Here is a 24,402-nt window from a genome sequence, read left to right as displayed (position 1 = left end):
ATTGCCCACCGTATCATGGTTTTGCTGGGCAATGCCCACCCTACTGATTGCTTGTCAACTAGAAAAAATTACACCAAGTTTAAGAAATCAGCCTTAAGAGAGTTGAAGTGATAGCGTATATGATTAGTTGCCCAGAAGGGCGCAAATTATGAAAAGCTTTTCATTTCTCTTTGGTAAGACTAAAAAAAATAAATTAGCTCGCTTTACAACTCCATTAATAGCTGCACTGGCGTTAGCTGGCGGGATTAATTCTGCTTATGCCAATAACATAAAAACATCCACGGCTACAGAAATTACTTCAGCGTCAGTTCCAGTAGAGCCGACAAAACCTTCTGTTGTTCAGTATCAGGCTGCGGGGGTTGATCCTTTTGTACTCATTCCCGTTGTGCTAGTTGGCGGTCTGGTGATATTTGTCCCTCTGTTTTTTGGTGGTTTAGTTGTTATTGGCGAGCGTGAAGTTGGTGTCGTCGTCAGAAAATTTACGTTTTCTGGAAAGGGTTTGCCGGCTGGGCAGTTGATTGCTCTCAATGGTGAAGCAGGTTTACAAGCAGATACCCTCGCGCCTGGTTGGCATTGGGGTTACTGGCCTTGGCAGTATTCTGTACGCAAAGAATCTGTAGTTGTTGTGCCTCAAGGTGAAATCGCCGTTATTGTGGCGGCTGATGGTGCATCAAACCCGCCAGAGAGGATTTTAGGTAAAATCGTAGATTGTGATAACTTCCAAGATGCCCGAAAATTCCTCATCAATGGTGGTGAAAAGGGACGGCAAATGGGATTTCTCACGGCAGGTACTTACCGTATAAATACTGCCTTGTTTAAAGTCATCATGGCAGCAAATGCTAGTAGCCATGGGATGAGTCCCGAACAGTTACAAGTGTATACTGTTGCCTCTGACAAGGTAGGTATTGTTACTACCTTGGATGGGATACCCATTACTGTGGGTGAAATTGCTGGGGCAGTGATTACTGGACATGATAATTTCCAAAATGGTCAGAAGTTTCTAGATGGGGGCGGGCGACGGGGTCTACAAGAGCAAATTCTGCTTTCGGGTTCTTGGAATCTCAATCCCTGGCTTGTCAATGTTGAGCAAGTGCCAATGACGGAAATTCCCATCGGTTATGTGGGTGTGGTGATTTCTTTTGTCGGTAAAGCTCAAGAAGATGTGAGCGGTGCTGCTTTCACCCACGGTAACTTGGTAAATCCTGGTCATAAGGGCGTATGGGTCGAGCCGTTGTATCCGGGTAAGCACCCACTCAACACGCGCATCATGAAAGTGGAGTTAGTGCCGACTACTAACATCGTTTTGAACTGGTCAGGACGGACTGAACGCCATAAATATGATGCAAATTTAGAAGCTTTGACAGTGCGTTCTAAAGATGGGTTTGCCTTTGATTTGGAAGTATCCCAAATCATCCACGTCGGGGCTTTGGATGCGCCTAAGGTAATTTCTCGTGTTGGTTCTATGCAAAATTTGGTTGATAATGTCTTAGAACCAAGTATTGGCAACTATTTCCGCAACTCGGCGCAAGATTACACAGTGCTGGACTTCTTGAATGCCCGGAGTGAACGGCAAGTAGAAGCATCGGAATATATCAAAGCAGCGTTGCGGACTTATGATGTGCAAGCGATTGATACCTTAATTGGGGATATTCAACCGCCAGCGTCGTTGATGCAGACACAAACAGACCGGAAAATTGCTGAGGAAGAACGCAAAACCTACGAAGTTCAGCAGATGGCGCAAACGCAACGTCAACAGCTTGTGCGGGAAACAGCCCTGGCTGATATCCAACGAGAAATGGTGACATCAGAACAGAGTGTGCAAATCGCTGAACTAAAAGCCCAAGCCCAAATTAAGCAAGCGAACGGTGAAGCAGAGGGAACAAAACTTCGAGCAATGGCTGAAGCTGAAGGTATCCGGGCAACAGGTAACGCGAAAGCGGAAACTTACAGTCATGGTGTGCAAGCATTGGGTATACAAGGCTATACCGCAATGCAGATGATGCAGATTATCGGCGATCGCAATGTCCGTTTAATTCCTGATATCCTGGTTGGTGGTACTAATGGCAGCACTAATGGCTTAGTTGATGGGTTGCTGTCGATGATTTTGTGGAATCAGACTAATAAAACAGGTGAAGTTGCACCACTACCAACTACAACCCCACCACTATCGCCAAATGGTAATTCTCAGTTGGTTGTAGAGTTGCCTCAAGATAAATAAGTCGGTATGAATATTTATTAGGTTTTTGTTAAAACAGTCTGAAAAACCCCTCTCCATAGCTTGCTACTCTACGAGTTCTCCGCCGGAGTACCCGTAGGGTACCTGACTTTTCCCGTTAAGTCTCTTTTCTGGACTTTAGACTGATTTACCCCACTATAGTTTAGGTTTAGTTTGCCAAGGTTTGAAGTGTCTGCCATCAGCTGCAAGTTTGGAAATGTTATTACGACAAGTACAACAGAGCCAAAATAGGGGATAGGGGAGAAAGGGTGTAAATGACTAGTTTCGCCATTTCGTTATTAACCAGCTTATGAACCAGCCTACGCCGCTAAAGAGTAAGACTGCGAGAAAACTGAGAATTAACGAGGCGAAAAAGGGATGGGGTTGGTTATCAGGAGATAATGCGGCTAAGGGTTGGTTGATTTTGTCGATGTGGGAAACGATGACACCGGAAGCTATTGCACCACCACCAAAGCCGATACCTATTATTTGGATTGTGGTTTCTAGAGTGCGATCGCGTTTTGCTTGTTCTACATCGCGCTCTGCTTGTTCTATTTCCACAATACCGCGAATTGTGTCTATGGCTTTACCTAACAATTCTGAGCCGTGACGAAAATAACCCAAGTCGCCATTAATTTGTTGTTGGAAATAAGCGCAGTTTTTTTGGCTAAATATTTCTAGAAAGCTGATATCTTCATTGGCGAAGATGCTTTTAATTTGTTGTAGTCTCTCGTTGTAATTATAAGTATTGATAGCGATTGTATTTTGATATTCTTCTAAGTTTCGTAGTAGGCGGGTGTATGTTAATGATATTTGGGGTAAAGCTTTTAACTGGTTTTTTAAGTTACTTAAGTTGATTTTATTATCATATTGGGTCTCATCTAATTTGGGAACTTTATCAATTGTATCTTCGACTTTTCTATAGGCTGAATCTAGTTCTTGATATATTTTACGACTATCTTTATAAGCTTTAACTGCTTTGGTACGGAAGAAAAATAAATCTAGTAATTCTTGATAGCATTGATTAAATTTACTGTCTGCTTGTTTGTCAGTAAATAACCATATTAGAACGTGTTGATAATTATTTAATTGGCTAAATAAACCGTATTCAAAAATTGGGCTACCAAATAACTCGCCTTGGCGGTTGAATGGTGGTAGGAGATAGTTATCAGGAAAGAAAGACTTTAAACACTCATTGGCTATTTGCTGGATAATTTGTCTGTCTTTTGCGCCTGTTAACCAGCCAGTAATTAGCAGAGTTTGACCGAGAAATAAAGGATTTGCGGGAACTGTGAAACAATTATTTTGATTTAATTGCCGTAAAAAAGTAATGTCTACATCATCTGTCTGATTGTTATTTTCCTTTTCTGGACGACGGAGATTTAGCCATAAACTGTAACTATCATATATTCTTAAGGGATGAGCAAAGCCTTTAATTAATAAGTCTTGGGTTTGGTTGAGAGAAATGTTACCCTGCAAATCGACAGCATAGTTATCATCGATTACTTCTGAGTCTTTTAGTAAATCGACACGGGGGTTATCTGGGTTTTTATTGACATCAAGACGCTGATGGAGTTGTAGATTTTGGTGTAAAGTTGCGCTAGCTATGGCGTTAGCCTGATACCAAAGGAAGTCTTTATCTGTCGATGAATTGTTTATGTCATTACTAGCACTTTTGTACAATTGAAAAGCGAATAAATGAATGTTTGGTGCATAAATTTTCATGGTTGCTTGGTTTGGTTGTTGCTTGTTTTTGTTTCTTGTAGTCTTTTGAGTTCATCTTGTACTACTCGATAGCGATTTTCTTGAGTATTTTCTTGGATTTCTGGCTTACTTTTGCTGACTTTCTCAATTTCTCTTTCTTCAATTAATACAGCGTCTCTCACATCTTCATAGTCGAGATACCATTGGCGAATGGCTTCTGCAAATAAATCTGGTGGTTGGGTTTCTAATTGAGCAAGTTCGTTTAGTAATTCGGGGATGGCTACAATAGCTTCTGGCGAGAAAACATAATCTTGGTTTCTCACAACTTGGGTAAATGCTTGAATGAGTTTATCTGGTTCCATAGCTTTTGTTTTTGAGTTGGTTAATTGTTGAATATACTTGACAATTCATTTCAATTTTATCTGAAATTACACATAATTATAAAATCCATTAATTTATCTGCGTCCATCTGCGTTCATCTGCGTTTAATTTGGTACTAATTTAATCTTTATTCTATTGAGAAGATAAAAACTAAACTGGAGAAATAGCAGAAAAAGCAGCCCAAAATTCTGGTCTTTTAAATGGTTGTTGTTCAGGTTTATATTGTTGTAAAAAGCCAATGATTTTTTGCTGTTGTGTGTTTTGCATATTGGTTTTACTTTGCACCCAGTCTATAATTTGTGATTGCGTTGCTCGGCGTAACCATGTTTGGGTATGGTTCAAGGCTAAGGACACATTATATTGATAAAGTGGTAAGTTTTCATAAAATTTAATCATTAGTAAAGCTGTGTGAAAGTCGCTAACTGCCCATAAACTACTAATAATGTTAGTTCCACCAGCACGCATAAAACCACTTGCCAAACCTATATATTCATCGCTGTTATTTGTATAGTCAATAAAACCAGTTTCGCAAGCGGAGAGACAGACGAGACGACAGTTATTTAAATTTAATTGAAAGATATCTTCCAGGGTGAGACATTTATCTAAATCAATAGCTTTTTCGTTGTCAATTCTCAGGTAGCGTGATGAGTTGATGGTGCTGGGAATGGTAGAGGTTACTGCATCGGCTAACTGTAAACCAGATTTTAAGGGGAAACGGAAGTTAAAGTAACCGTGACAAGAGAAATGCAGCCATTGGGAATTGCTGAGGGTTTCATCTGTTGGTGTTGCTGTTAAGGCGGCTTTGGTGGCTTGGTGATGTTTCAGGACTTGTTGGGGTTGAAAATCTGCGGCTATGGTTTCGACTTCGATATCGGTGAAGGCTAAATCGTTAGTGGGGTTTTGAATGGCAAATAAGTTACTGAAGGGATTTAATTCTAAGTTGGCTAATCTTCGCACTCGCCGTTGAGTAAATCGTAAAAGTTGATTACTTGGTGCATAACTTACGCCATGAGGAAATCTATCAAATAAATATTCTGGTTGTGATGAGTTGTTATTAGCTAGGGGTACAGCATGGAGTGGGAATAAATGTAAATAACGATGGGGAATGACAATCAGTTTTTTGTATTGGGAGGGAATGAGAGAAATTATCTGATTGAGGTGGAGGGTTTGAGTTAGTTGGGTTAGTTGCTCGTTTAGCTGATATCGCCACTTTTGTTTATCTTCACCGTAGATTTGCAGATAATTATCAGTCCAGTTTTTTAAATTGTCTAAATCTTCTGAGGCTGATTGCCAAATGATTGGTTGATGGTTTTTGCTGATGATGAAGGCACGAAAACAATCAGTAAATATATACCATTGAATAATAACTGTTTCATCGTCTAAAAGATTTTTAATTTCTGCAAAACGGATATTGCTGTCTATCTCAGGTAGATTCTCTAGATTGATTGAGTCTGCTTTGCTTAATAGTTCTACTAAATAGCGGGTTTTGCTGCGTTCAATATATTCTATCGCTTCAGTGTCTTTGCCCAATGCTAGGCAAACTTCTATCATGCGTCTATAAAGTTTATTCCATTCTTCTGCTTGTTTGCGCTTGCCTTCTTCACCTAAATTATCACCTGCATTAATTTCACCCCGTAAAGCTTCGACGGTTGGTATTGCTTGGGCAAAGGTATCGTAAGCTAAATTAAATTGTTTCTCTTCTTGGTATAAGATACCGAGATTTAACAAAGTTTCTGCATGATTTTGAGGAAAATCAGTGCGGGTATAAACTTCCAGAGCCGCAGAATAAGCAGCGATCGCCGCCTCCAGATTCTCCCCTCTGTTTCCTAATATTCTGTTACCGTAAGCATTCCCCAGATTATTTTGCGTCATTGCCCAATCTACAGGAAAATCAGTGCGGGTATAAACTTCCAGAGCCGCAGAATAAGCAGCGATCGCCGCCTCCAGATTCTCCCCTCTGTTTCCTAATATTCTTTCAGAGTAAGCAGTCCCCAGATTATTTTGCGTCGTTGCCCATTGTTCAGGAAAATCAGTGCGGGTTCTGACTTCCAGAGCCGCAGAATAAGCAGCGATCGCCGCCTCCAGATTCTCCCCTCTGTTTCCTAATATTCTTTCAGAGTAAGCATTTCCCAGATTATTTTGCGTTCCAGCCCATTGTTCAGGAAAATCAGTGCGGGTATAAACTTCCAGAGCCGCAGAATAAGCCGCGATCGCCTTCTCCAGATTCTCCCCTTTGTTTCCTAATATTCTGTTACGGTAAGCCTCTCCCAGATTATTTTGCGTTCCAGCCCATTGTTTAGGAAAATCAGTGCGGGTATAAACTTCCAGAGCCGCAGAAAAAGCAGCGATAGCATTTTCCAGATTCTCCCCTCTGTTTCCTAATATTCTGTATAAGTAAGCAGTCGCCAGATTATTTTGCGTCATTGCCCAATCTACAGGAAAATCAGTGCGGGTTCTGACTTCCAGAGCCGCAGAATAAGCAGCGATCGCCGCCTCCAGATTCTCCCCTTTGTTTCCTAATATTCTGTATAAGTGAGCATTCCCCAGATTATTTTGCGTCATTGCCCAATCTACAGGAAAATCAGTGCGGGTTCTGACTTCCAGAGCCGCAGAATAAGCAGCGATCGCCGCCTCCAGATTCTCCCCTCTGTTTCCTAATATTCTGTATAAGTAAGCATTCCCCAGATTATTTTGCGTCGTTGCCCATTGTTCAGGAAAATCAGTGCGGGTATATATAGTGAGGGCGATTTCATAACCAGCGATACCAATTTCCATGTTGTTGGCTTTGCTACCCAAAGGAAAATCGTTAATCAGATTGCTAAAATTACCAATAGTTGCGGCGATGAATGTTGCTCTATCTGGTTTTGCTTTCTCTAGGGTATTTGTTGCCCATCGGCGCAATAATTCTGCAAAGATACGATCCAGTTTATCGGTATTAGCTCTCAGCAACGGGTAAATTACTTGAGCATCGCCGTTGCTGTCTGCGGTTGTTCGCAATACCTCTAAAATAAATGGCAAGTAAGTCTCTATATCTGCTTCACTAATGGCGGGAGTTTCTGGGGTGGTGAGATATGCGGCTAAGTTTCTCAACCACTCGGCTCTATTTTCCTCTCCCTGCTGGGCAAAATGCTCTGCTGCTAATCCTACCACCTGCACAAAGTCAGCATCTAGCAATTCTGTATTCGCTGCTAATATCTCCGGTTCTTCCCCACTAGGGCAATCTAGCAGGGTTTGAATTAGCTGATAATAAGCTTGTAAACGCTGTTCGTTCATGAGCAGGTGCAAGTATCACATAACACAATCCCATTATGACGGAAAGATGAGGATTCTTGCTGAGTGTCAAGTCGCTTCGCTCCAATTCAAAATTAAAAATTCAAAATTCAAAATTAATGGTCACGAAACTAATTCGTGTGGTGGCAAATGCAATTGATTTGGTCACGAAACTAATTCGTGTGGTGGCAAATGCAATTGATTTGGTCACGAAACTGAATCGTGTGGTGGCAAATACAATTGATTTGGTCACGAAACTGAATCGTGTGGTGACGAATGCAATTGATTTGGTCACGAAACTAATTCGTGTGGTGACGAATGCAATTGATTTGGTCACGAAACTGAATCGTGTGGTGGCAAATGCAATTGATTTGGTCACGAAACTGAATCGTGTGGTGGCAAATGCAATTGATTTGGTCACGAAACTGAGTGTTTGATAATTAAAAAAATGAGTTTCGTCACTAATTTTATTTTTTTGATAACTAATACTAATATTTTATGATTGTGGTGGGCATTGCCCACCCTACAGTCAACAGTCAACAGTCAACAGTCAACAGTCAACAGTCAACGCCTATAGCGCGCATTAACCTGACTAACAAACGACTCAATTCATGAATAACTTAACTGCTATCGTCCTTGCAGGTGGTCAAAGTTCCCGCATGGGACAGGATAAAGCTTTGATAACTGTTCAAGGTGTGCCGTTGTTGCAATTTGTCTGTAACATTGCCGCCAGTTGTGCTGATACTGTTTATATTGTCACCCCTTGGCCGGAACGCTATGAGCATTTATTTTTACCAGGGTGCAAATTTCTTCCAGAAGCGGCGACTCAGGGGCCTTTGATTGGCTTTGCTCAAGGGTTAGCAGAGGTAAAATCTGAGTGGGTGTTACTTTTAGCTTGCGATTTACCTAAATTACGGGTTGAGGTTTTGCAAGAATGGGCTGCTAATCTTGATAGTGTACCAGAGGAAGCTATTGCTGCTTTACCCCATCACGCCAAAGGCTGGGAACCTTTATGTGGTTTCTATCGCCGTCGCTGTTTACCGCAATTATTAGAGTTTATCCATCAAGGTGGGCGATCTTTTCAGCAATGGCTACAACATCATTCTGTACAAGTTTTATCTCTACCAACCCCAGAGATATTATTCAATTGCAACACACCAGAAGATTTAGCTGTAATTCAAGGTGAGTTTGATGACCTCTCCCCAAACCCCTCTCCGACACGGAGAGGGGCTTAAATATCTTGAAAGCTCAAAGAAAAATGAAGGTTTTGAAGCCTCTCTCCTTGCAGGGGAGAGGTACCCTGCGGGAAGCAAGCTATGGAGAGGGGTTTTAAGAATAAGTCGCACATCGCGTTAACTACTTCGTTCGTTCACTATCACGTTTAAAATTTTTGTCAAAAGATACGCTACCAATACCTTGAATAATTCCGCGACCAATTAAGCCTAAACCTCTACCAATGATTTGGGTTAGCACAAAGACAATGCCACTACCTAAGACAGATAATAGCGATTGTAAACGAGGAGCGATCGCATCTCGAAATTCTAAACCTAATGTAACTACTAAAGGTACTCCAGACAATTGTGCTAGTTCGTCATTGCGGGGAGCATAAATTGAAATTTGGGCAATACCACGGGGCGCAAACACAAGTAGTTCGTAGCGGCTTTCAAAAATTGCTTTGGCTTCGTTCACATAGTTATTTAATCGATATTTCCATGATAAATCATTTCTAAAACGTTCCAGTTCTCGTGTAGACATTAAAGATTTAACATAGAAATCTTGTTTAATTTCTTCTATGTCTGCCAAATAATTTAATAGTGGTTGGACTACGCTGTTAGCTACCTGAATTATCAAGTTTTCTAGTAACATTTCTGCGTGGAAGTTGGCTTCAGAGCTACCTGCTTGGTAAGTATGATGCTCTACTCTTAAATCTGTTTGCAATAACAGATAAGAAAATAATTCTAATCCTAAAGGAATCTTATTCAGAATCGCTGTTTGTACAACTTCTGGATTCTGCAATAATACGGTGACAATTTCTAGATTACGCTTGCCTACTTGCACTCTAGAAAACTTACCGAAAAAGTCTGTAATTACTGCTTGCCATAAGTCATGTAAGATTACAGGCTGTAATTCTACTAACTGATTAGCTGTAATTTGGGCATTACGCAAAGCATCTAATTGTTGAGCCAGTTTTTGCAAAATTAGATATAGGAGTTCTCGTTTTTTATCTTCACGAAATATATCAATCTCTAAAACCGAATCTGAAACATTATTTAAAGGAAATTGTAGTTTATTAATACAAGCTGCAAATAAATTGGCTTGTAAAGCTCTGGGACTGAGTAGCGGGGGCGATGTGGATGTTGGTTGTGAGTCTGAGGTGTTAATTGTGGGTATTGGTGGGGGTACTATAGGCAGAGATTTGGCAACTGAGGAAGTTAATGTTGGCTGTTGTTTTTCTTGGGGTAGAATTAGTACCTGATTGAGCAACCAGCGACTTGCTAAAAGTTCTCTTCGCTTCCCGGCTAGAACTGCTCGATCTAATATTGGTAAACCAGGAGTTTGTAATTGTGCTGTGACTTCTTGCAGCGCATGATCAATATAATTCACACTTGATAAATGTAAATTTTGCCGCCACTTAGCCAAAGGTAAACGAGGCGCAACCGCAGCAACAGAGGGAGTAATTTCTGGGTTTACTGTTTCAGCCAACCAGTAAGAATTACCAGCCGCAACGGCTTCTATAACGGTAACTAATTGGGAAATGGGAGTGCCTTTAGGACAGTAACCCCGCACACCAGCAGCCCTCGCTGCCATGATTAGTCCTGCATCGGGAACCGCACTTAAGAGCAAAGTTGGGAGTGTGGGGTATGTAGCTTTGAGTTGCTGGCAGAGTTGTAATCCTTGCTGTTGACTATCAATTGAGCGACTATTCCCTAATTCTAAAATTACCAAGTCCACTTGATTGGGGTTAATCTGGGCAAGTTCCGCAAGTATTTGTAAAGCTGCTGTATCTGTTGGTGCTTCCGATACCACCTCTATGTTAGGCATGGCTTCCAACGCTACCCGTAGTCCCAGGCGGAAAATGGGGTCTTGATCAACTAATAATAATTTTAAAGGGCGATCGCTCATAGTCTGCTCAAATACACCAGCACTGTCTTGGCTGCAACTCGTAAAAAGTAAAATCCCTCCTCATTGTCACCTGTTTTCGTCCACTCATAAATGAAAGATAATTACCATAAGCATCAATTATTCATGTGATTAAATGAACCTCAGTCTCAGGCAGTGGTTGGCAGAACGCCAAATAGAAATCAGCCATATAAAAACATTTGCTGCTGGGCAACTGGCAGGTATTGCCTATCGTATTGTTCAGGATATGGAACTTAAAAGCCTGATGCCGTTGGATATTTGTACGTTAGCAGAAGTACTGCAATTACCATTAGGCACGGCTGAACAAGAAATTTCTGTGCTTGCTTCCTTAAGCGAACATCTTCTGCGTAACCTCAGTCAAAAAAAAGCCCTCAAACGCAATGAAGGTACTTGGTTAGCATTCCAAATTGCTTACCTATTAGCGTTAGAACAGATTTTACTCCAAGAAGAACAGTTAAAAAGACCTTGGTTAAATCGTGCCAAAATACCTTTACAAGCCACAATAATTATCTCAGATCCCCAACTCCAAGGATTATTAAAAACTCTCTCTCCTGGTAAATTAACTGATACTCAAGCCGAACAAGCACTTTCTTCTGTAGCCGATTCCTTACTAGTACAACAGATGAATCATGCTACTGTAGCTTGGTTAATGGCTAATGGTGCAGAAGAATTAGAAGCTAAATTATTAACTCAGCGTTTAGATAATTCCCTCCCTGGATACCTGCTAAAAATCATTGCTCAAAATTCCGCACCTTTAGCCCAACTACAAAAATTTTTCTGTATAGGAACTCCAGAAGATGTCTTAAATATTGACTTATATAAAGAGAATTATCGCGCTAGTTTGCTACAAACTCTCAGTACACCATTATTAATGGAACATTTTGCCCTGAAAAATATTTATGTTCCTTTATCTGGTATACCTCAAGAACCTAATAGTGAACAGTCAATTGATTTAAAAACATGGGTAGAGAAACAACTAAATGATTTAGAAACTATTGCTGTAATTGAGTCAGAACCTGGTTATGGGAAATCCAGTTTTTGTCAGATTTGGGCGGCGGAAGTAGCATTAAAACTTTATCCTCATTGGATGCCAATACTGATTCGATTGCAGGATATTAAATATGGCAAAAGTTTGCTAGAAACTCTCAACTCTGGTTTTACATTGAATGCTCATGTCAACTTGTCTACTTGGTTAGAGCAAACAAATAATCGGTGTGTTTTATTACTAGATGGGCTAGATGAACTTCCTGCTTCTCATCAGGGAAATAGGGCTAAGAAAATTTTTATCCAACAGTTACTACAATTACAGTCCCAAGAACAACATAAAATTGTGTTGACTAGTCGCTCTCAAACGGTGGAGGAAATTACTTCAGAAATCCCCCTACAATGGCGACGCATTAAAATTCAACCTTTAGAAATAAACCAGCTAAAACAATGGTTTCAACAATGGGCATTTGTCCAGTCTTTACCCACTTCCCAAAACTTTTTTTACATTCCTAAAACAAGCAGGATTATTTGCCAGTAACTCTCACTTATCAGCAATCTCTCATTTAGTACGGCAACCATTAATGCTATATGTATTAGGGGTTTTCCACCGCGACGGACTATTAGATGATGAGATATTGCAAAAAAATACTAGGGTTGCCCTAAATTGGGAAATTTACTCTCGCTTAAAACGATGGTTGCTGGGGTATCCGTTGACTGCGGGGATGAAGACAATGCTATTACGTCCGGGAACTGCTCATATTCACCGTACACCAGAAGCAATCACCAATCTACTAGGAGAATACCATCCTCAAGACCTGATTGAACAAATGCAGGCGATCGCTCTCAAAATTTTACATGGCGATCGTCATCAAGTTACCCTGACTGAAGAATTAAATACAAACATTCTCCCGGCCTTATATTTCCGTTATTGTCTTACCAGTAAGTCATCACAAGCTACTGACAAAGCACAATTAACAATTAAAGTAGAGTTTTCCCACTCACAAATAGGCGAATATCTTTGTGCTGAAGCTGTAGCAAACCAACTGCAAATGCTCACCCAGTGCCAAGAAGATGTTTACGGAACAGAAACATTTATTTTGAATGCTCCTAGCAGTGTTGCCCAGCATCTCTACCATTTACTAGGCTACGGCATGATCACGCCAGAAATTGAGGGATTAGTCATAACTGCTTTACAAACCCAACAAAAGCCCATTTTGTTACAACGACTAGAATCGTTTTGGCGCGGTTGGTGTCAAGGACGTTGGTTAGATGAAGGCATTGCCCATCAAGAACTACCTTATTTTCACAGCTTACAAAATTTTGTGAATGTTGAGCAAGTCAATACGAATGTGGGAATAAATGTATTTTTATTACTAGCCGCTATTAGTCGGGACATTCACGTTTCTTTTTATCCTTGTGGTAATCCAGCCAATGTCAGTGAGTTTTACCCGGAAACGATGATTATGTTGTTGGCTAAAGCCGCTTTTTCTGGAAGTAACGCTCTAATCAAGCGCATTTACTCCCAATCTTTAGCTAAAATCAACCTCTCAGGAGCATTTTTATCGCAAGTCGTCCTAACTGGCGCAAATCTTGAACAAGCAAATTTATGCGATGCTGTATTGGTGAATGCAAATTTAGCTGATGCTAACTTAAATAACGCAAATTTAGCTGGTGCTAACTTATCTGGCGCAAATCTCACTGGTGTCAGCTTGGAAACTGTCAATCTCACTAATGCTTGTTTATGTGATGTTATCCTCACCGAGGCTGAAAGAGAAATTGCCCAACTCCACGGTGCATTATTCTCTCTAGAACAATTTCAAGTAGTGAAAAGTTTGTTATCCAAGCAATCTTACTTTAGTGTTTCCAGCACTAGAGAGAAAACTAAGTTTTGGAATCAAAATAGTCTCGATATCGGCTTGATTGAAAGCTTGGAAGGTGAAGTAATTATGCCTACAATTCTAGACCACGAAACCTATGATGAAACGGTTTTTGGTAAAAGTGAGTTATGAGTAGTGCTGGATTTTTAGTCAGTTGTCAGAGACGCGATTAATCGCGTCTGTACAGTTTTCTTCTTCCCCTACTCCCAGCCTTTCTACTCTTCATCTTGAGGATGCCGATATCCATAGAAGTTGATACTATAATCTGTAATCTTCACTCCTGTTCTTTGTTCAACTTCTTGGATAAATGCCTCTGGAAGTTGAATATGCACATCCAAAATTTGGTTAGTGTCTAAGCAGTTAACATGACTGTGAGAGTCACTAATGTTGCCGTATAAACGCCCATCACAACGTTCGATACTCTCAATAATGCCTTGAGTTGATAATGCTTCTAAGTTTTGATATACAGATGTATGACCAATGTCTTTGCCTTGTTGGTTGAGGCGATCATAAATTTCTCTAGCAGAAAGATGCTCATTTGCTTGCCACAGCAGTTCTAAAATAAAGCGGCGCTGGCGACTGACGCGCATACCTAACAGCTGACAACGCTCAAGAGCATCTTCTAGAGAACGAATTGGTTTTGTCGATATTGCCTGTTGCTGCATATTTATGTCTATTTACTATTGGGGATCTTTCCCAGTTTGATGGTTATTGCTGTTGTATATATGTGAGGATATTAAATAACACTGCCTTACCTCTAACTGTGTTGTTGCTTGTGCGTGCTGCGGTAATCACAGTTTGAGATAATAATTTTTTTGCTTCTTGATAGGTTGTTCCGTCACACCTTAATCTAAAACAAACTCATTACAACTTTAGCTTAAAATTGCTATAAATGTCCATCTTGTAAAGGATGAAAGTACTGTAAAGCAGGGATAGGACTCAAAGGAGAACTTACTAACGCTAGAAGATGGGAACAGGTTGTAGGGTTTAGGTTAAGAGAGGGAGCAGAACTAATAACTATGGACAGAAGTTGCAGTGCAACGCCTCTAATGACCGATGACCAATGACAACTGACAATTGATCACTGTCATCATTGTGCAGTAAATCTTCCCAAAAAAGCGATCGCTACGGTTATGAAAGTTTAACTTAGCTATCCAAATATCTCACCCCAGGAAGAAGCCAGTGTAATTAGAAATGATTCAGGCGATCGCTCACATTGATGAACAAATATTAATTTTTTCTTTATAATTCAGCCAATATTGGCGTATATATCCTATCCAGTACATCAGAGGACGCATCTTGACTGTTGTCTATGCTACACCCATTTGTAAAGGTGAGTGCCGTTTATTTGCTCGGTTTCCTTTTAAGTTTCTTGCTAAACTACCAGGGTTTTTTATTAAATTAAGACCAGGTTGGTACTATCACCTGGGACAAAATGGTGTTTTAGAAGACGACCAAATTTTTCTCCATTATCAAGAAAGATAACTCCAAGCCAAAGGGGGTAATCCTAACTTTACAAAAGCGTTTTACCTACCGATGAAAGCTGACAGTTTTGTGTTTGAACTGCGCCAGTGGGTGAACAATTACAACGCTGAACCATTTACTGGAGAATGTTTTTCGCCAGCCATTCCTAAAGAACAACTCTTAGAAAGATACTATTCACACACAATAAAATGTGCAAGTTGTGGAAATGCGTTGGCTAAAATTCAAAAACTCCGATTATGGAGTGGAGTAATCACAGTTATCTCATACGTTATGGGAAGTTATGCAGAAATCCAGATTTTATTATTCCCTGGTGTAAAAGCTAATGAGAGCAAACATAACACGGAGCTAAAACAGTGCAAATCACTAAGCGCAATGTGGAATTGAGAGTAGATGACAGCTTAATGCGTGTTTATGTCGCATCTCCAAAACCAGTCGGAGTTTACCCAGGTATTGTATTTTATAGTGATATTTATCAGTTAGGTAGCCCGATAATTCGTCTTGCTAACTACTTAGCTGGATTTGGTTATGTAGTAGCAGCACCAGAAATTTTTCATCGCCTTGAGCCAATTGGACTAGTAATTGAGCCGGATGATCTTGGGAGAATGCGAGGTAACGACAATGCGCGACGAACAGCGATCGCTGAATATGATGCAGATTCTCGTGCTGTAATTGATTTTCTCAAAGCGGAAACCACTGTTAATGCCAATAAAATTGGTACTGTTGGTTTTTGTATAGGTGGACACTTAGCCTTTCGCGCAGCTTTTGAAAACGAAGTTAAAGCCTCTGCCTGCTGCTACCCTACAGGGATTCCCAGTGGTAAGTTGGGTAAAGGGGTAGCAGATACTATCCACAGAGTCAAGGAAATCAAAGGCGAAATGCTGCTAGTACTGGGTACACTTGATCCTCACATACCAGAAAGCGATCGCCAAATTTTAATTAAAGCCATTGAAGATGCTAAAGTACCTCACAAAGTAGTTTTATATGAAGCAGAACATACCTTCATGCGTGACGACGGTTATCGCTACGATTCTGCTGCTACTACCTTTGCTTGGGCAGAAATAGTAGAATTTTTAGGACGTGTATTTGCTGACTAAAATTTTAATAGTGGGAATTGGTAATGGGTAATGGGTAATAGGTAATCATTACAATCACTTAGCTATTACCTATCAACTATAGGACTCATACTTGATTTTTGAAATACACGTAGGGGAGCCACTGCGTTGGACGGGTTTCCCGGCTTGGAGCAAGTGGCGTTGGGCAATGCCCACCCTACAGATACTGAGAATTTTATGCGCTAGCGCAGGCTACGCCAACAGAAATCAAATCGGATTCCTATATTTCCAACCATATCTTAAATATTTGACCAGACTGGAAAAAAATCCAGCATGACTATTAGCGGTAATTTAGTAATAATACTAATATTTGCCGTTCTTGTGGCTACTTCCGATGAAATTTCAACTGAAGAGACTTGCAAAGAAACGACCAGATAGAGTCCAAATTAAAATTCAGGATGGACAATTTGAGATTATTGGCATGGGTGTATGGCATTCTTACTGGCGAGATCCTTATCATTTACTGCTAACTATTCCTTGGACTGGCTTTTTATTACTAATTTGTCTTTCTTATCTAGCAATTAATCTCATATTTGCCCTAGCTTATTGGCTGGGAGGAGATTGTATAGCCAATGCTAAACCTGGTAATTTTTTGGATCTATTCTTCTTTAGTGTACAGACACTTGCATCTATTGGCTATGGTGCGATGTATCCTAAAACACTATATGCCAATACTGTTGTTACCATCGAAGCAATGATTGGTTTGGTAGGAATTGCTGTGATGACAGGACTGGCATTTGCTCGCTTTTCCCGCCCTTCTGCCCGTGTTATATTTAGCCGTGTTGCAGTCATCACACCGTACAATGATGTACCAACGCTGATGTTTCGCACTGCTAACCAGCGACGCAATTTAATTCTAGAAGCCCAGATGCGCGTCTATTTAATGCGTGACGAAATCACAGCAGAAGGAGGATTTATTCGGCGTTTCCACGATTTAAAACTATTAAGAAATCAGACACCTAGTTTTACATTAAGCTGGCTAGCACTGCATCCTATAGATGAATTCAGCCCTTTATATGGAATGTCAGCAGAGTCGCTAATACAAACAAACACAAATATAATTATCTCGGTCAGTGGCATTGATGAAACAGTAGCCCAAGTAGTTCATGCCCGTTATACTTATACGGCTAGTAATATTTTATGGAACAGTCGCTTTGTTGATATTTTTCACCATACATCTGATGGACATCGCTACATCGACTATAAATATTTTCATGATGTCTTGCCTTTAGATAAAATAGGCTAAGAAATTCAAGATTTAAAACCCGATTACCTATTTTACCCCTTGATCAAAAACTGTCGCAATATCTCTCCTGGCTTGCGATCCCAAGTATCTATATGTTGATAAATTAAATTATTTTGCCTCAATTTATAAGTTGAGTAACCATTAAAAAGCATCTGCGATCGCCAGGGAACACGCAAAGTTCCTCGCACTGTCCACTTGGCTAAAATAGTATCTTTATCTAACTGCAATACTTCATGTAAATCAAAGTATATTTCTGGAAAAAATAACCGAGCGTGAAACCGTAAAGTCCAGAAGATAATCCTGTAGTTAAATTTGCCTTTAAATTTGTTTACTGGGTCTTGAAAGTAAATATCTTTCGTATAAATATCATAAGATATATCTTGCTCAAACAGTGTCGGTAAATCTTGTTGCAGAGTTTTAATGACCTGTTCTATTTGTATTTGAGATTCCATTTATCTAAATAATTAACAGCAAACCCTAAGAAAATATTACTCGTAGGCTCCAACGTTAGCAATAAAATCTCTGCATACCTCCGCGCTAACCACCCTGCGGGTTCGCCCTTAGCGTTCTCGTAGAGTAACCCAACACCAAAACCTCGATTTTGTTGGGTTTCACTGCGTTCTACCCAACCTTGTATATTGAGGGAAGTAGTATAAGTCTTGAAAAGATCACTGCACCAATAAAAAAACCCCCAGAGGGGGGCTAAAATCTATGTTGTCCGCGTGGAGTGAACAACTAAATAATTAATACTTACAGTAAGTACAGTAATCCGAACAGAATAATCCAGATTACGTCTACAAAGTGCCAGTATATTTCCGCAGCTTCAATACCAAAGTGTTTTTCACTACTATAGTGACCTTGAGTGCGCGATCGCCACAACACAGCTACAATTGCCAAAACGCCTATAGTTACGTGCAGTCCGTGAAAACCAGTCAACACGTAAAACGCACTAGCGAATAAATTAGTAGTCAGCCCAAATTCTAAATGGGTGTATTCGTAAACCTGCCCGACCAAGAAAATCGCACCCATTGCGGCAGTAATTGCCAACCACAGACGCATACCCTTGGTATCATTTTTCTTGATAGCAGTATCAGCATTGTGCATGACAAAGCTGCTGGCAATTAGATTGACAGTATTTACACCAGGAAGTAAAAGTTCTAACTCTGGTGTACCTGCCGGCGGCCATACAGGTAATGTTGAACGGAAGGCCAGATATGCTCCGAACAAACCTAAAAATATCATTCCCTCGGCAACTAGGAAGACAAATAACCCAAACAGCCGATGATCAGGATGTTCTTCGTGATGACCAACCGCCTCGGCTGCGTGGTGATGATTTAGTTCCGTTTGCGCTGGGTCAATAGTTTGACTTTGCATGAATCTTAAAAATTGGGGATTGGGGATTGGGGATTGGGGACTGGGGATTGGGGACTGGGGGTTGGGGAATGGGGATTGGGGAGTAGAAGCAATGTAAAACGAATAACTCAACTATAGTTTCATCAACCCCTACACCCTTACACCCTTACACCCTTACACCCCTATCCTCTACGACTCAATTGTTGGATATGGCTCATCAGGTTCAGCCCTGAGAACTGAGTTGGGGCCAGCCGATAAGACTGGGTTGGGGTCGGATAAAGGTACACCTTCGTTAGCCTTTTCCAAACCGTAGTCATAAGGCCCTGTAGCTAGGACTGGGAGTTTGTCAAAATTCTCAATGGCTGGTGGAGATGTTGTCATCCACTCTAAGGTGAGAGCGCGCCAGGGATTGTTACCAGCTTTCTCGCCGTATAACCAACTCCAAATCGCATTAAAGATGAAGGGGAAGGTGGAAACTGCGAGGATGTAAGAACCGTAAGTGCAGATTTCGTTTAATAAGGTGAATTTGGGGTCATATTGTGCAATCCGGCGGTTCATTCCCATCAAACCCAGCTTGTGCATGGGTAAGAAGGTCATATTTAAACCGACAATAGTTAAGGCAAAGTGAACCTTACCCCAAAATTCGTTGATCATTCGTCCCGTCATTTTCGGGAACCAATGATAAATGGCGGCGAAAATGCCCAGCACACTACCACCAAACAAAACGTAGTGGAGGTGAGCCACCACAAAATAAGTATCGTGGACGTGAATATCAAAAGGCACTGCTGCCAACATGACACCACTAATACCACCAATTACGAAGGTTCCGACAAAGCCGGCGGCAAACAACATGGCACTATTGAACTGGATTTTGCCGCCCCACATCGTAGCCAACCAGCTGAAAATTTTGATCCCTGTAGGTACGGCAATGATCATGGTGGTGATCATGAAGAACATCCGTAACCAACCGGGAATACCACTGGTAAACATATGGTGCGCCCAGACAATTAGCCCTAAAAAACTGATGGCTAAGGATGAATAGGCGATCGCTTTATAACCGAAAATTGGTTTACGCGAATGTACGGGGATAATCTCAGAAATTGCCCCAAAGAAGGGCAAAATCATGATGTATACCGCCGGGTGGGAGTAAAACCAGAACATATGCTGGTATACCACCGGATCACCACCACCTGTAGGGTTAAAAAATGTGGTACCTGGCGATGAGGTCAAAAGCCAGCAGAATCAACCCGGCTGCTAACACCGGCGTTGACAGTAAAACTAATGCTGAAGTGGCAAACATTGCCCAACAGAACAAAGGCATTTGATGGAAGCCCATACTAGGGATACGCATCTTCAGAAGGGTGACGAGGAAATTAATCGCCCCCAAAATCGAAGACGTACCCAACAGCAGGACACTGATAATCCAAATACCTTCTCCTACTTGTCCTGTTACTAAGCTCAAGGGAGGGTAGGAAGTCCAACCGGCATCAGGTGCATCACCCACGACCAAACTGGCAATGAGCAACAATCCAGCCGGGGGAATCATCCAAAAAGCCACAGCATTCAATCTGGGGAACGCCATATCTCTGGCCCCAATCATCAGGGGAATCAGATAGTTAGCAAATCCTGCACCTGCCGGCACAATCCACAAGAAAATCATGATTGTGGCGTGCAGTGTAAATAGACTGTTGTAGACTTCTGGACTGACAAAATCTACTTCAGGGGTGCGTAGTTCTGTCCGCACCAAGTCAGCCATCACGCCGCCAATGCAGTAAAAAATGAAGGAAGTGACTAAGTATTGCAGACCAATCACCTTATGGTCGGTATTAAAACTGAAGTAATCTCGCCAATGTCTTTCCCCTGGTTCTTCAATCAGCGCCGGGATATTGGCAGTTTCTTGCAACTGAGCTTGTGTCATGGTTAAGAGTCAATAGTCAATGGTCAATAGTCAATGGTCAATAGTCAATGTTCATGAGCTATAGCTTTGGAGTATGGACTAGTAGTCAATAGTCGTTTGTTATAACTATGGACTGTGGACTGTGGACTGTGGACTTTTGACTACTTGTGAATGTGATGTAACATCTCTGGTTGAATTCCCATTTCCTTAGTATAAGGAGCGAGAAATTCATCTGGGGTTAAGTCTGTAGGGTTGACAGCAACGGCTTGATTGAGCGTATCATTGTTGGCCGCTAGCTGTTCCTGTGTCCATTTTTTAAATGCTTCTTCCGGTTCAACTACTACCTGTGTACGCATTGCGCCGTGGTAGGGGCCGCAAAGTTCAGCACAGATGAGAGTATAGTCACCAGCTACTTTCGGTGTGAAGCGCATTTCGGTTTGTCTACCGGGGATCGCATCTTGTTTCAAGCGAAATTCGGGAACCCAAAAGGCATGAATGACATCGTTGGCTGTCATATTGATTTGCACTTCGCGCCCAATGGGAACGTGTAACTCACCAGTGGTGATACCTGACTCAGGATAGGTGAATATCCAAGCGTATTGTAGACCGGTGACATTAACTACTAATTCTGGTGGTTTTCCAGCTTTCTCTGGACTGGAGCCAATGCCTGGAGACACAATACCTAAACCTGGAGCATCCTTTTTTTGGGGAATTTGGTCGGCGTTGCGGACTGCGGCTGTAGCTGGGTCTTGCATCGCCTCATCAGATTTTTCTTGATTGAGGTTAGGAGTATCATTGAGCGTTGCGGCGATCGCCGCCCCAGGCATTGTCATGGAACTCTGAGTTATTGGCGCTTGATGACCCGCGTGGGGATCAAAACCACCGATGTCATTATAAACTTCAAAGCTATAGACAGAAATACCGATAACTATAATTGCGGGGATCGCTGTCCAAAGTATTTCTAATGGTACATTACCTTCAACTGGCGGGCCGTCTTCATGATCACCAGCACGCCGACGATATTTAACTACACAGTAAACTAATACACCTTCAACAATTAAAAATATACCTGCGGAAACGGTCATCATTGTATTGAAAAGACCATCCACTAAATCCGCTTCATCGGCGGCGGCAACTGGCATTAGTCCATGATTTTGACCGTACCAAAGGCTTGCCAGGGTTAGCCCGATGCCTATTAGTAATGTCCAGATTGAACTTGGAATTTTCACGGCTCACTTAATTGAATTGATTACGTTATTTTGAGGCAGCACACTTACTAAGGTAATCTAGCCTATTAAATATTGAGCCTAATGGTCTGAAATCTTTATTAATTTTTTCGACTACATTAATAATCTTGAGTAAAAGAGATTTATTAGATACGACTAAAAGTAGATGCCAAAAATTAGAAAAATTTAAGGAAAATTTAGCAATTGAAAATTCATGAACATTAATCAATTTCCCAGAACTTAAAAAATACCTAAAGCTTCGGGCTAGTAAGCCCTGGAGTAGTTCAAAGTAATAAGTAAAAGCTCATCAATAAACCCGGTTATATACGCTAGGGTGGAGATGGGTCGGTAATGAAAATAGAAAAATTTAAACAGCTCACCAAGGGCAGGCAGAAGGTATCGTTAATGAACGAATTTGTCCTAGAACAACAAAATGAAACGGCAACAGAGCAACAAAAGCCCAAGGACATGATTCGTCGCTTGGTGTGGAAAATGTCTATAGCCACCTTGATTTTGATGGCTATAGGCTCTGCTACCCGTGTGATGAATGCTGGCCTAGCTTGCCCAGACTGGCCTCTCTGCTATGGGGAATTAGTCCCAGCCAAGCAAATGAATCTCCAAGTGTTCTTGGAGTGGTTTCACCGATTAGATGCGAGTTTGATTGGCATGAGCGCGATCGCTCTGTTTGGTTTATCCTGGTGGCATCGCCGTGCTTTACCCTCCTGGCTACCTTGGGCATCAACTTTTGCCCTCTTGTTAATTGTCTTTCAGGGCATATTAGGAGGACTAACAGTCACCGAATTATTGCGGTTTGATATCGTCACCGCCCACATGGGAACCGCGCTGTTGTTTTTCACCAGCCTACTAATCATCGGCATAGCCCTCATCCCCTACCAGGGTACAGGCAACGTTGGTAAGCTGCCTTGGTTGGGCTTAATAGCCACGATTTTAGTTTACGCACAAAGTCTCTTAGGCGCTTTAGTCGGCTCTCGTTGGGCTTTACACCAATGCTTTGGTGGTTCTCAACTTTGCAATGTGATGTACAGCCATATTTTTGGTTTAGTTCCGCCAACAGTAGCAACCCTAGCCGTGGTTTTGATTTCCTGGCGGACACCAGCGTTACATCCTGCTTTGCGACGATTAGCTAATATGGCAGGAGGATTGTTAATTTTACAAATCCTCTTAGGATTTGCCACTTTCCGCCTACACCTCCAAGTCGAACCTCTAACAGTCTCTCACCAAGCGATAGGAGCTACTCTGCTCGGTACTTTAGTAGCTTTTACCGTCCTAGCATTACGCGACTGGGCTACGGTTGGTTTAACAGCAACTGCCACAAATACCCAAATGAGATGAGGGATTGGGGATTGGGGGCTGGGGACTGGGGATAAGAAAGTAAGAAATTCTTACTCATCCTCCTCATGGCCTAATGATGAATTAGCCCTAGCCCAATCTCCTCACGCAACACCATATCAACTGGGGCTGCAATTAAGTTGTTGAAAATAAGGAATTAAACTCAAAATGATTGAGACTAATGTCTCTCGTCGCCACCACGAAACTTTTATCCAGGTAATTCAAAGCTATTACCAACTAACTAAACCCCGCATTATTCCCTTGTTGTTAATTACTACAGCCGGGAGTATGTGGATTGCTGCACAGGGACAAGTAGACCCTGTGTTATTGTTAGTCACTATGGCTGGTGGTACTTTGGCAGCTGCTAGCGCCCAGACAATTAACTGCATTTATGACCGGGATATTGACTATGAAATGGAACGGACACGCCATCGTCCCATGCCATCGGGTAAGGTGCAAGTGCGTGATGCCCTGATTTTTGCGATCGCTCTCGCCGTACTTTCTTTTACCCTACTAACAGTATTCGCTAATCTCCTCGCCGCTTCATTAGCATTATCTGGTATTATTTTTTACGTTTTAATCTATACCCATTGGTTAAAACGTCATAGCACCCAAAATATTGTGATCGGTGGCGCGGCTGGGGCAATTCCTGCCTTGGTTGGTTGGGCAGCTGTTACAGGCACATTAAGCTGGAGTGCATGGTTAATCTTCGCTATCGTCTTTTTGTGGACACCCCCCCACTTCTGGGCGCTGGCTTTGATGATTCGTGACGACTATGCCAAAGTTGGCATCCCCATGCTACCCGTAGTTGAAGGCAATGCCGCAACAGTCAAGCAAATTTGGTATTACACCCTGATTACAGTCGCCGCTACCCTATTGCTGGTTTATCCTCTGCACGCTAGTGGTATTGTTTATGCAGCGATCGCTATATCTCTAGGAGCAGTATTCATCCGCAAATCCTGGCGCTTGCTGCATAATCCAGAGGATCGCCCTACAGCTAGAGAATTGTTCCTCTACTCCATTTCCTACATGATGCTGTTGTGTCTGGGAATGGTAGTTGATAGTCTTCCCCTCACTCATCATCTAGTCAACGCTGCTATCAATCAGTTGCATCTCATTAGTTAAAACATGGATCATTAAGCGATCGCGCTGGTACTA

At 41.6% G+C, this 24,402-nt stretch carries 18 protein-coding genes and 1 pseudogene; 10 read left to right on the top strand and 9 right to left on the bottom strand.

From position 1 onward, the window contains the following. The first annotated feature begins 148 nt into the window (after window positions 1-148). Complete coding sequence (locus tag ACN222_RS04805; RefSeq protein ID WP_010995140.1) at window positions 149-2,218, top strand: SPFH domain-containing protein; 2,070 nt, start codon at window positions 149-151, stop codon at window positions 2,216-2,218. A 276-nt stretch (window positions 2,219-2,494) separates the two neighbouring features. On the opposite strand, the gene ACN222_RS04800 is transcribed toward ACN222_RS04805, so the two are convergent. The 3 genes from ACN222_RS04800 to ACN222_RS04790 all read right to left on the bottom strand — a co-directional run bounded on the left by ACN222_RS04800 (window position 2,495) and on the right by ACN222_RS04790 (window position 7,573). Continuing rightward, a complete protein-coding gene (locus tag ACN222_RS04800; RefSeq protein ID WP_010995139.1) occupies window positions 2,495-3,940 on the bottom strand; it encodes a hypothetical protein in 1,446 nt (481 codons plus the stop codon). Continuing rightward, entirely contained in the window at window positions 3,937-4,281 is a 345-nt protein-coding gene (locus ACN222_RS04795) for a hypothetical protein (RefSeq protein WP_010995138.1), read from the bottom strand. The genes ACN222_RS04800 and ACN222_RS04795 overlap by 4 nt, the downstream gene beginning before the upstream one ends. A gap of 169 nt (window positions 4,282-4,450) precedes the next feature. Then, window positions 4,451-7,573, bottom strand: a complete 3,123-nt coding sequence (locus ACN222_RS04790) for a CHAT domain-containing protein (protein WP_010995137.1) — start codon at window positions 7,571-7,573, stop codon at window positions 4,451-4,453. 56 nt (window positions 7,574-7,629) lie between these two features. Here ACN222_RS04790 and ACN222_RS04785 point away from each other — a divergent pair, with 56 nt between their 5' ends. After that, window positions 7,630-8,007: a hypothetical protein gene (locus ACN222_RS04785; protein WP_126987417.1), complete on the top strand. Its 378-nt coding sequence runs from the start codon at window positions 7,630-7,632 to the stop codon at window positions 8,005-8,007. Window positions 8,008-8,181: 174 nt separating this feature from the next. After that, window positions 8,182-8,805 carry a molybdenum cofactor guanylyltransferase gene (locus ACN222_RS04780; RefSeq protein ID WP_010995135.1) on the top strand — a complete coding sequence of 208 codons (624 nt, stop codon included), beginning with the start codon at window positions 8,182-8,184 and terminating at the stop codon, window positions 8,803-8,805. A 121-nt stretch (window positions 8,806-8,926) separates the two neighbouring features. Here the strand turns inward: ACN222_RS04780 and ACN222_RS04775 are convergent, their stop codons facing one another. Further along, a complete protein-coding gene (locus ACN222_RS04775; protein WP_010995134.1) occupies window positions 8,927-10,693 on the bottom strand; it encodes a DUF3685 domain-containing protein in 1,767 nt (588 codons plus the stop codon). Between the two features lie 133 nt (window positions 10,694-10,826). On the opposite strand from ACN222_RS04775, the gene ACN222_RS04770 reads away from it, so the two are divergent. Together ACN222_RS04770 and ACN222_RS04765 are read left to right on the top strand one after the other, a co-directional pair. Next, the gene (locus ACN222_RS04770; RefSeq protein WP_010995133.1) at window positions 10,827-12,236 is read left to right on the top strand and encodes an NACHT domain-containing protein; all 1,410 of its coding nucleotides are present in this window, start codon (window positions 10,827-10,829) and stop codon (window positions 12,234-12,236) included. A 43-nt stretch (window positions 12,237-12,279) separates the two neighbouring features. Then, on the top strand, window positions 12,280-13,707 hold the full coding sequence (locus ACN222_RS04765; protein ID WP_010995132.1) for a pentapeptide repeat-containing protein: 1,428 nt from the start codon (window positions 12,280-12,282) through the stop codon (window positions 13,705-13,707). 83 nt (window positions 13,708-13,790) lie between these two features. Here ACN222_RS04765 and ACN222_RS04760 read toward each other — a convergent pair whose 3' ends face one another. Next, a complete protein-coding gene (locus ACN222_RS04760; RefSeq protein WP_010995131.1) occupies window positions 13,791-14,240 on the bottom strand; it encodes a Fur family transcriptional regulator in 450 nt (149 codons plus the stop codon). Window positions 14,241-14,874: 634 nt separating this feature from the next. Between ACN222_RS04760 and ACN222_RS04755 the strand changes: the two genes are divergently transcribed. The 3 genes from ACN222_RS04755 to ACN222_RS04745 all read left to right on the top strand — a co-directional run bounded on the left by ACN222_RS04755 (window position 14,875) and on the right by ACN222_RS04745 (window position 17,418). Beyond that, the gene (locus ACN222_RS04755) at window positions 14,875-15,060 is read left to right on the top strand and encodes a PaO family protein (RefSeq protein WP_049942356.1); all 186 of its coding nucleotides are present in this window, start codon (window positions 14,875-14,877) and stop codon (window positions 15,058-15,060) included. A gap of 353 nt (window positions 15,061-15,413) precedes the next feature. Continuing rightward, the gene (locus ACN222_RS04750; protein WP_010995129.1) at window positions 15,414-16,154 is read left to right on the top strand and encodes a dienelactone hydrolase family protein; all 741 of its coding nucleotides are present in this window, start codon (window positions 15,414-15,416) and stop codon (window positions 16,152-16,154) included. Between the two features lie 352 nt (window positions 16,155-16,506). Continuing rightward, window positions 16,507-17,418, top strand: coding sequence for an ion channel (locus ACN222_RS04745; RefSeq protein ID WP_010995128.1), 912 nt, complete (start codon window positions 16,507-16,509; stop codon window positions 17,416-17,418). Between the two features lie 32 nt (window positions 17,419-17,450). Here the strand turns inward: ACN222_RS04745 and ACN222_RS04740 are convergent, their stop codons facing one another. The 4 genes and pseudogenes from ACN222_RS04740 to ACN222_RS04725 all read right to left on the bottom strand — a co-directional run bounded on the left by ACN222_RS04740 (window position 17,451) and on the right by ACN222_RS04725 (window position 21,897). Continuing rightward, window positions 17,451-17,870, bottom strand: coding sequence for a DUF2358 domain-containing protein (locus ACN222_RS04740; protein ID WP_010995127.1), 420 nt, complete (start codon window positions 17,868-17,870; stop codon window positions 17,451-17,453). A 298-nt stretch (window positions 17,871-18,168) separates the two neighbouring features. Further along, window positions 18,169-18,792, bottom strand: a complete 624-nt coding sequence (locus ACN222_RS04735; protein WP_010995126.1) for a cytochrome c oxidase subunit 3 — start codon at window positions 18,790-18,792, stop codon at window positions 18,169-18,171. Window positions 18,793-18,960: 168 nt separating this feature from the next. Beyond that, window positions 18,961-20,689: pseudogene (ctaD, locus tag ACN222_RS04730) on the bottom strand (cytochrome c oxidase subunit I). 140 nt (window positions 20,690-20,829) lie between these two features. Then, on the bottom strand, window positions 20,830-21,897 hold the full coding sequence (locus ACN222_RS04725; protein ID WP_010995124.1) for a cytochrome c oxidase subunit II: 1,068 nt from the start codon (window positions 21,895-21,897) through the stop codon (window positions 20,830-20,832). A 402-nt stretch (window positions 21,898-22,299) separates the two neighbouring features. Here ACN222_RS04725 and ACN222_RS04720 point away from each other — a divergent pair, with 402 nt between their 5' ends. Together ACN222_RS04720 and ACN222_RS04715 are read left to right on the top strand one after the other, a co-directional pair. Beyond that, window positions 22,300-23,247, top strand: a complete 948-nt coding sequence (locus ACN222_RS04720; RefSeq protein WP_044520784.1) for a COX15/CtaA family protein — start codon at window positions 22,300-22,302, stop codon at window positions 23,245-23,247. Window positions 23,248-23,412: 165 nt separating this feature from the next. Continuing rightward, a complete protein-coding gene (locus ACN222_RS04715; RefSeq protein ID WP_010995122.1) occupies window positions 23,413-24,369 on the top strand; it encodes a heme o synthase in 957 nt (318 codons plus the stop codon). The last annotated feature ends 33 nt before the right edge of the window (window positions 24,370-24,402 follow it).

It is taken from the genome of Anabaena sp. FACHB-595, from assembly GCF_048568275.1.
Classification (GTDB): Bacteria; Cyanobacteriota; Cyanobacteriia; order Cyanobacteriales; family Nostocaceae; genus Trichormus.
The sequence above is the reverse complement of the archived record's forward strand: the minus strand, read 5'-3'. Positions and strand labels throughout refer to the sequence as shown.

Bases quoted from the DNA above. Each gene is read 5' to 3' on its own strand.
- ACN222_RS04805 (WP_010995140.1), top strand. From the start codon at position 149: ATGAAAAGCTTTTCATTTCTCTTTGGTAAGACTAAAAAAAATAAATTA.
- ACN222_RS04800 (WP_010995139.1), bottom strand. From the start codon at position 3,940: ATGAAAATTTATGCACCAAACATTCATTTATTCGCTTTTCAATTGTAC.
- ACN222_RS04795 (WP_010995138.1), bottom strand. From the start codon at position 4,281: ATGGAACCAGATAAACTCATTCAAGCATTTACCCAAGTTGTGAGAAAC.
- ACN222_RS04790 (WP_010995137.1), bottom strand. From the start codon at position 7,573: ATGAACGAACAGCGTTTACAAGCTTATTATCAGCTAATTCAAACCCTG.
- ACN222_RS04780 (WP_010995135.1), top strand. From the start codon at position 8,182: ATGAATAACTTAACTGCTATCGTCCTTGCAGGTGGTCAAAGTTCCCGC.
- ACN222_RS04775 (WP_010995134.1), bottom strand. From the start codon at position 10,693: ATGAGCGATCGCCCTTTAAAATTATTATTAGTTGATCAAGACCCCATT.
- ACN222_RS04770 (WP_010995133.1), top strand. From the start codon at position 10,827: ATGAACCTCAGTCTCAGGCAGTGGTTGGCAGAACGCCAAATAGAAATC.
- ACN222_RS04765 (WP_010995132.1), top strand. From the start codon at position 12,280: ATGCTATATGTATTAGGGGTTTTCCACCGCGACGGACTATTAGATGAT.
- ACN222_RS04760 (WP_010995131.1), bottom strand. From the start codon at position 14,240: ATGCAGCAACAGGCAATATCGACAAAACCAATTCGTTCTCTAGAAGAT.
- ACN222_RS04745 (WP_010995128.1), top strand. From the start codon at position 16,507: ATGAAATTTCAACTGAAGAGACTTGCAAAGAAACGACCAGATAGAGTC.
- ACN222_RS04740 (WP_010995127.1), bottom strand. From the start codon at position 17,870: ATGGAATCTCAAATACAAATAGAACAGGTCATTAAAACTCTGCAACAA.
- ACN222_RS04735 (WP_010995126.1), bottom strand. From the start codon at position 18,792: ATGCAAAGTCAAACTATTGACCCAGCGCAAACGGAACTAAATCATCAC.
- ACN222_RS04720 (WP_044520784.1), top strand. From the start codon at position 22,300: ATGAACGAATTTGTCCTAGAACAACAAAATGAAACGGCAACAGAGCAA.
- ACN222_RS04715 (WP_010995122.1), top strand. From the start codon at position 23,413: ATGATTGAGACTAATGTCTCTCGTCGCCACCACGAAACTTTTATCCAG.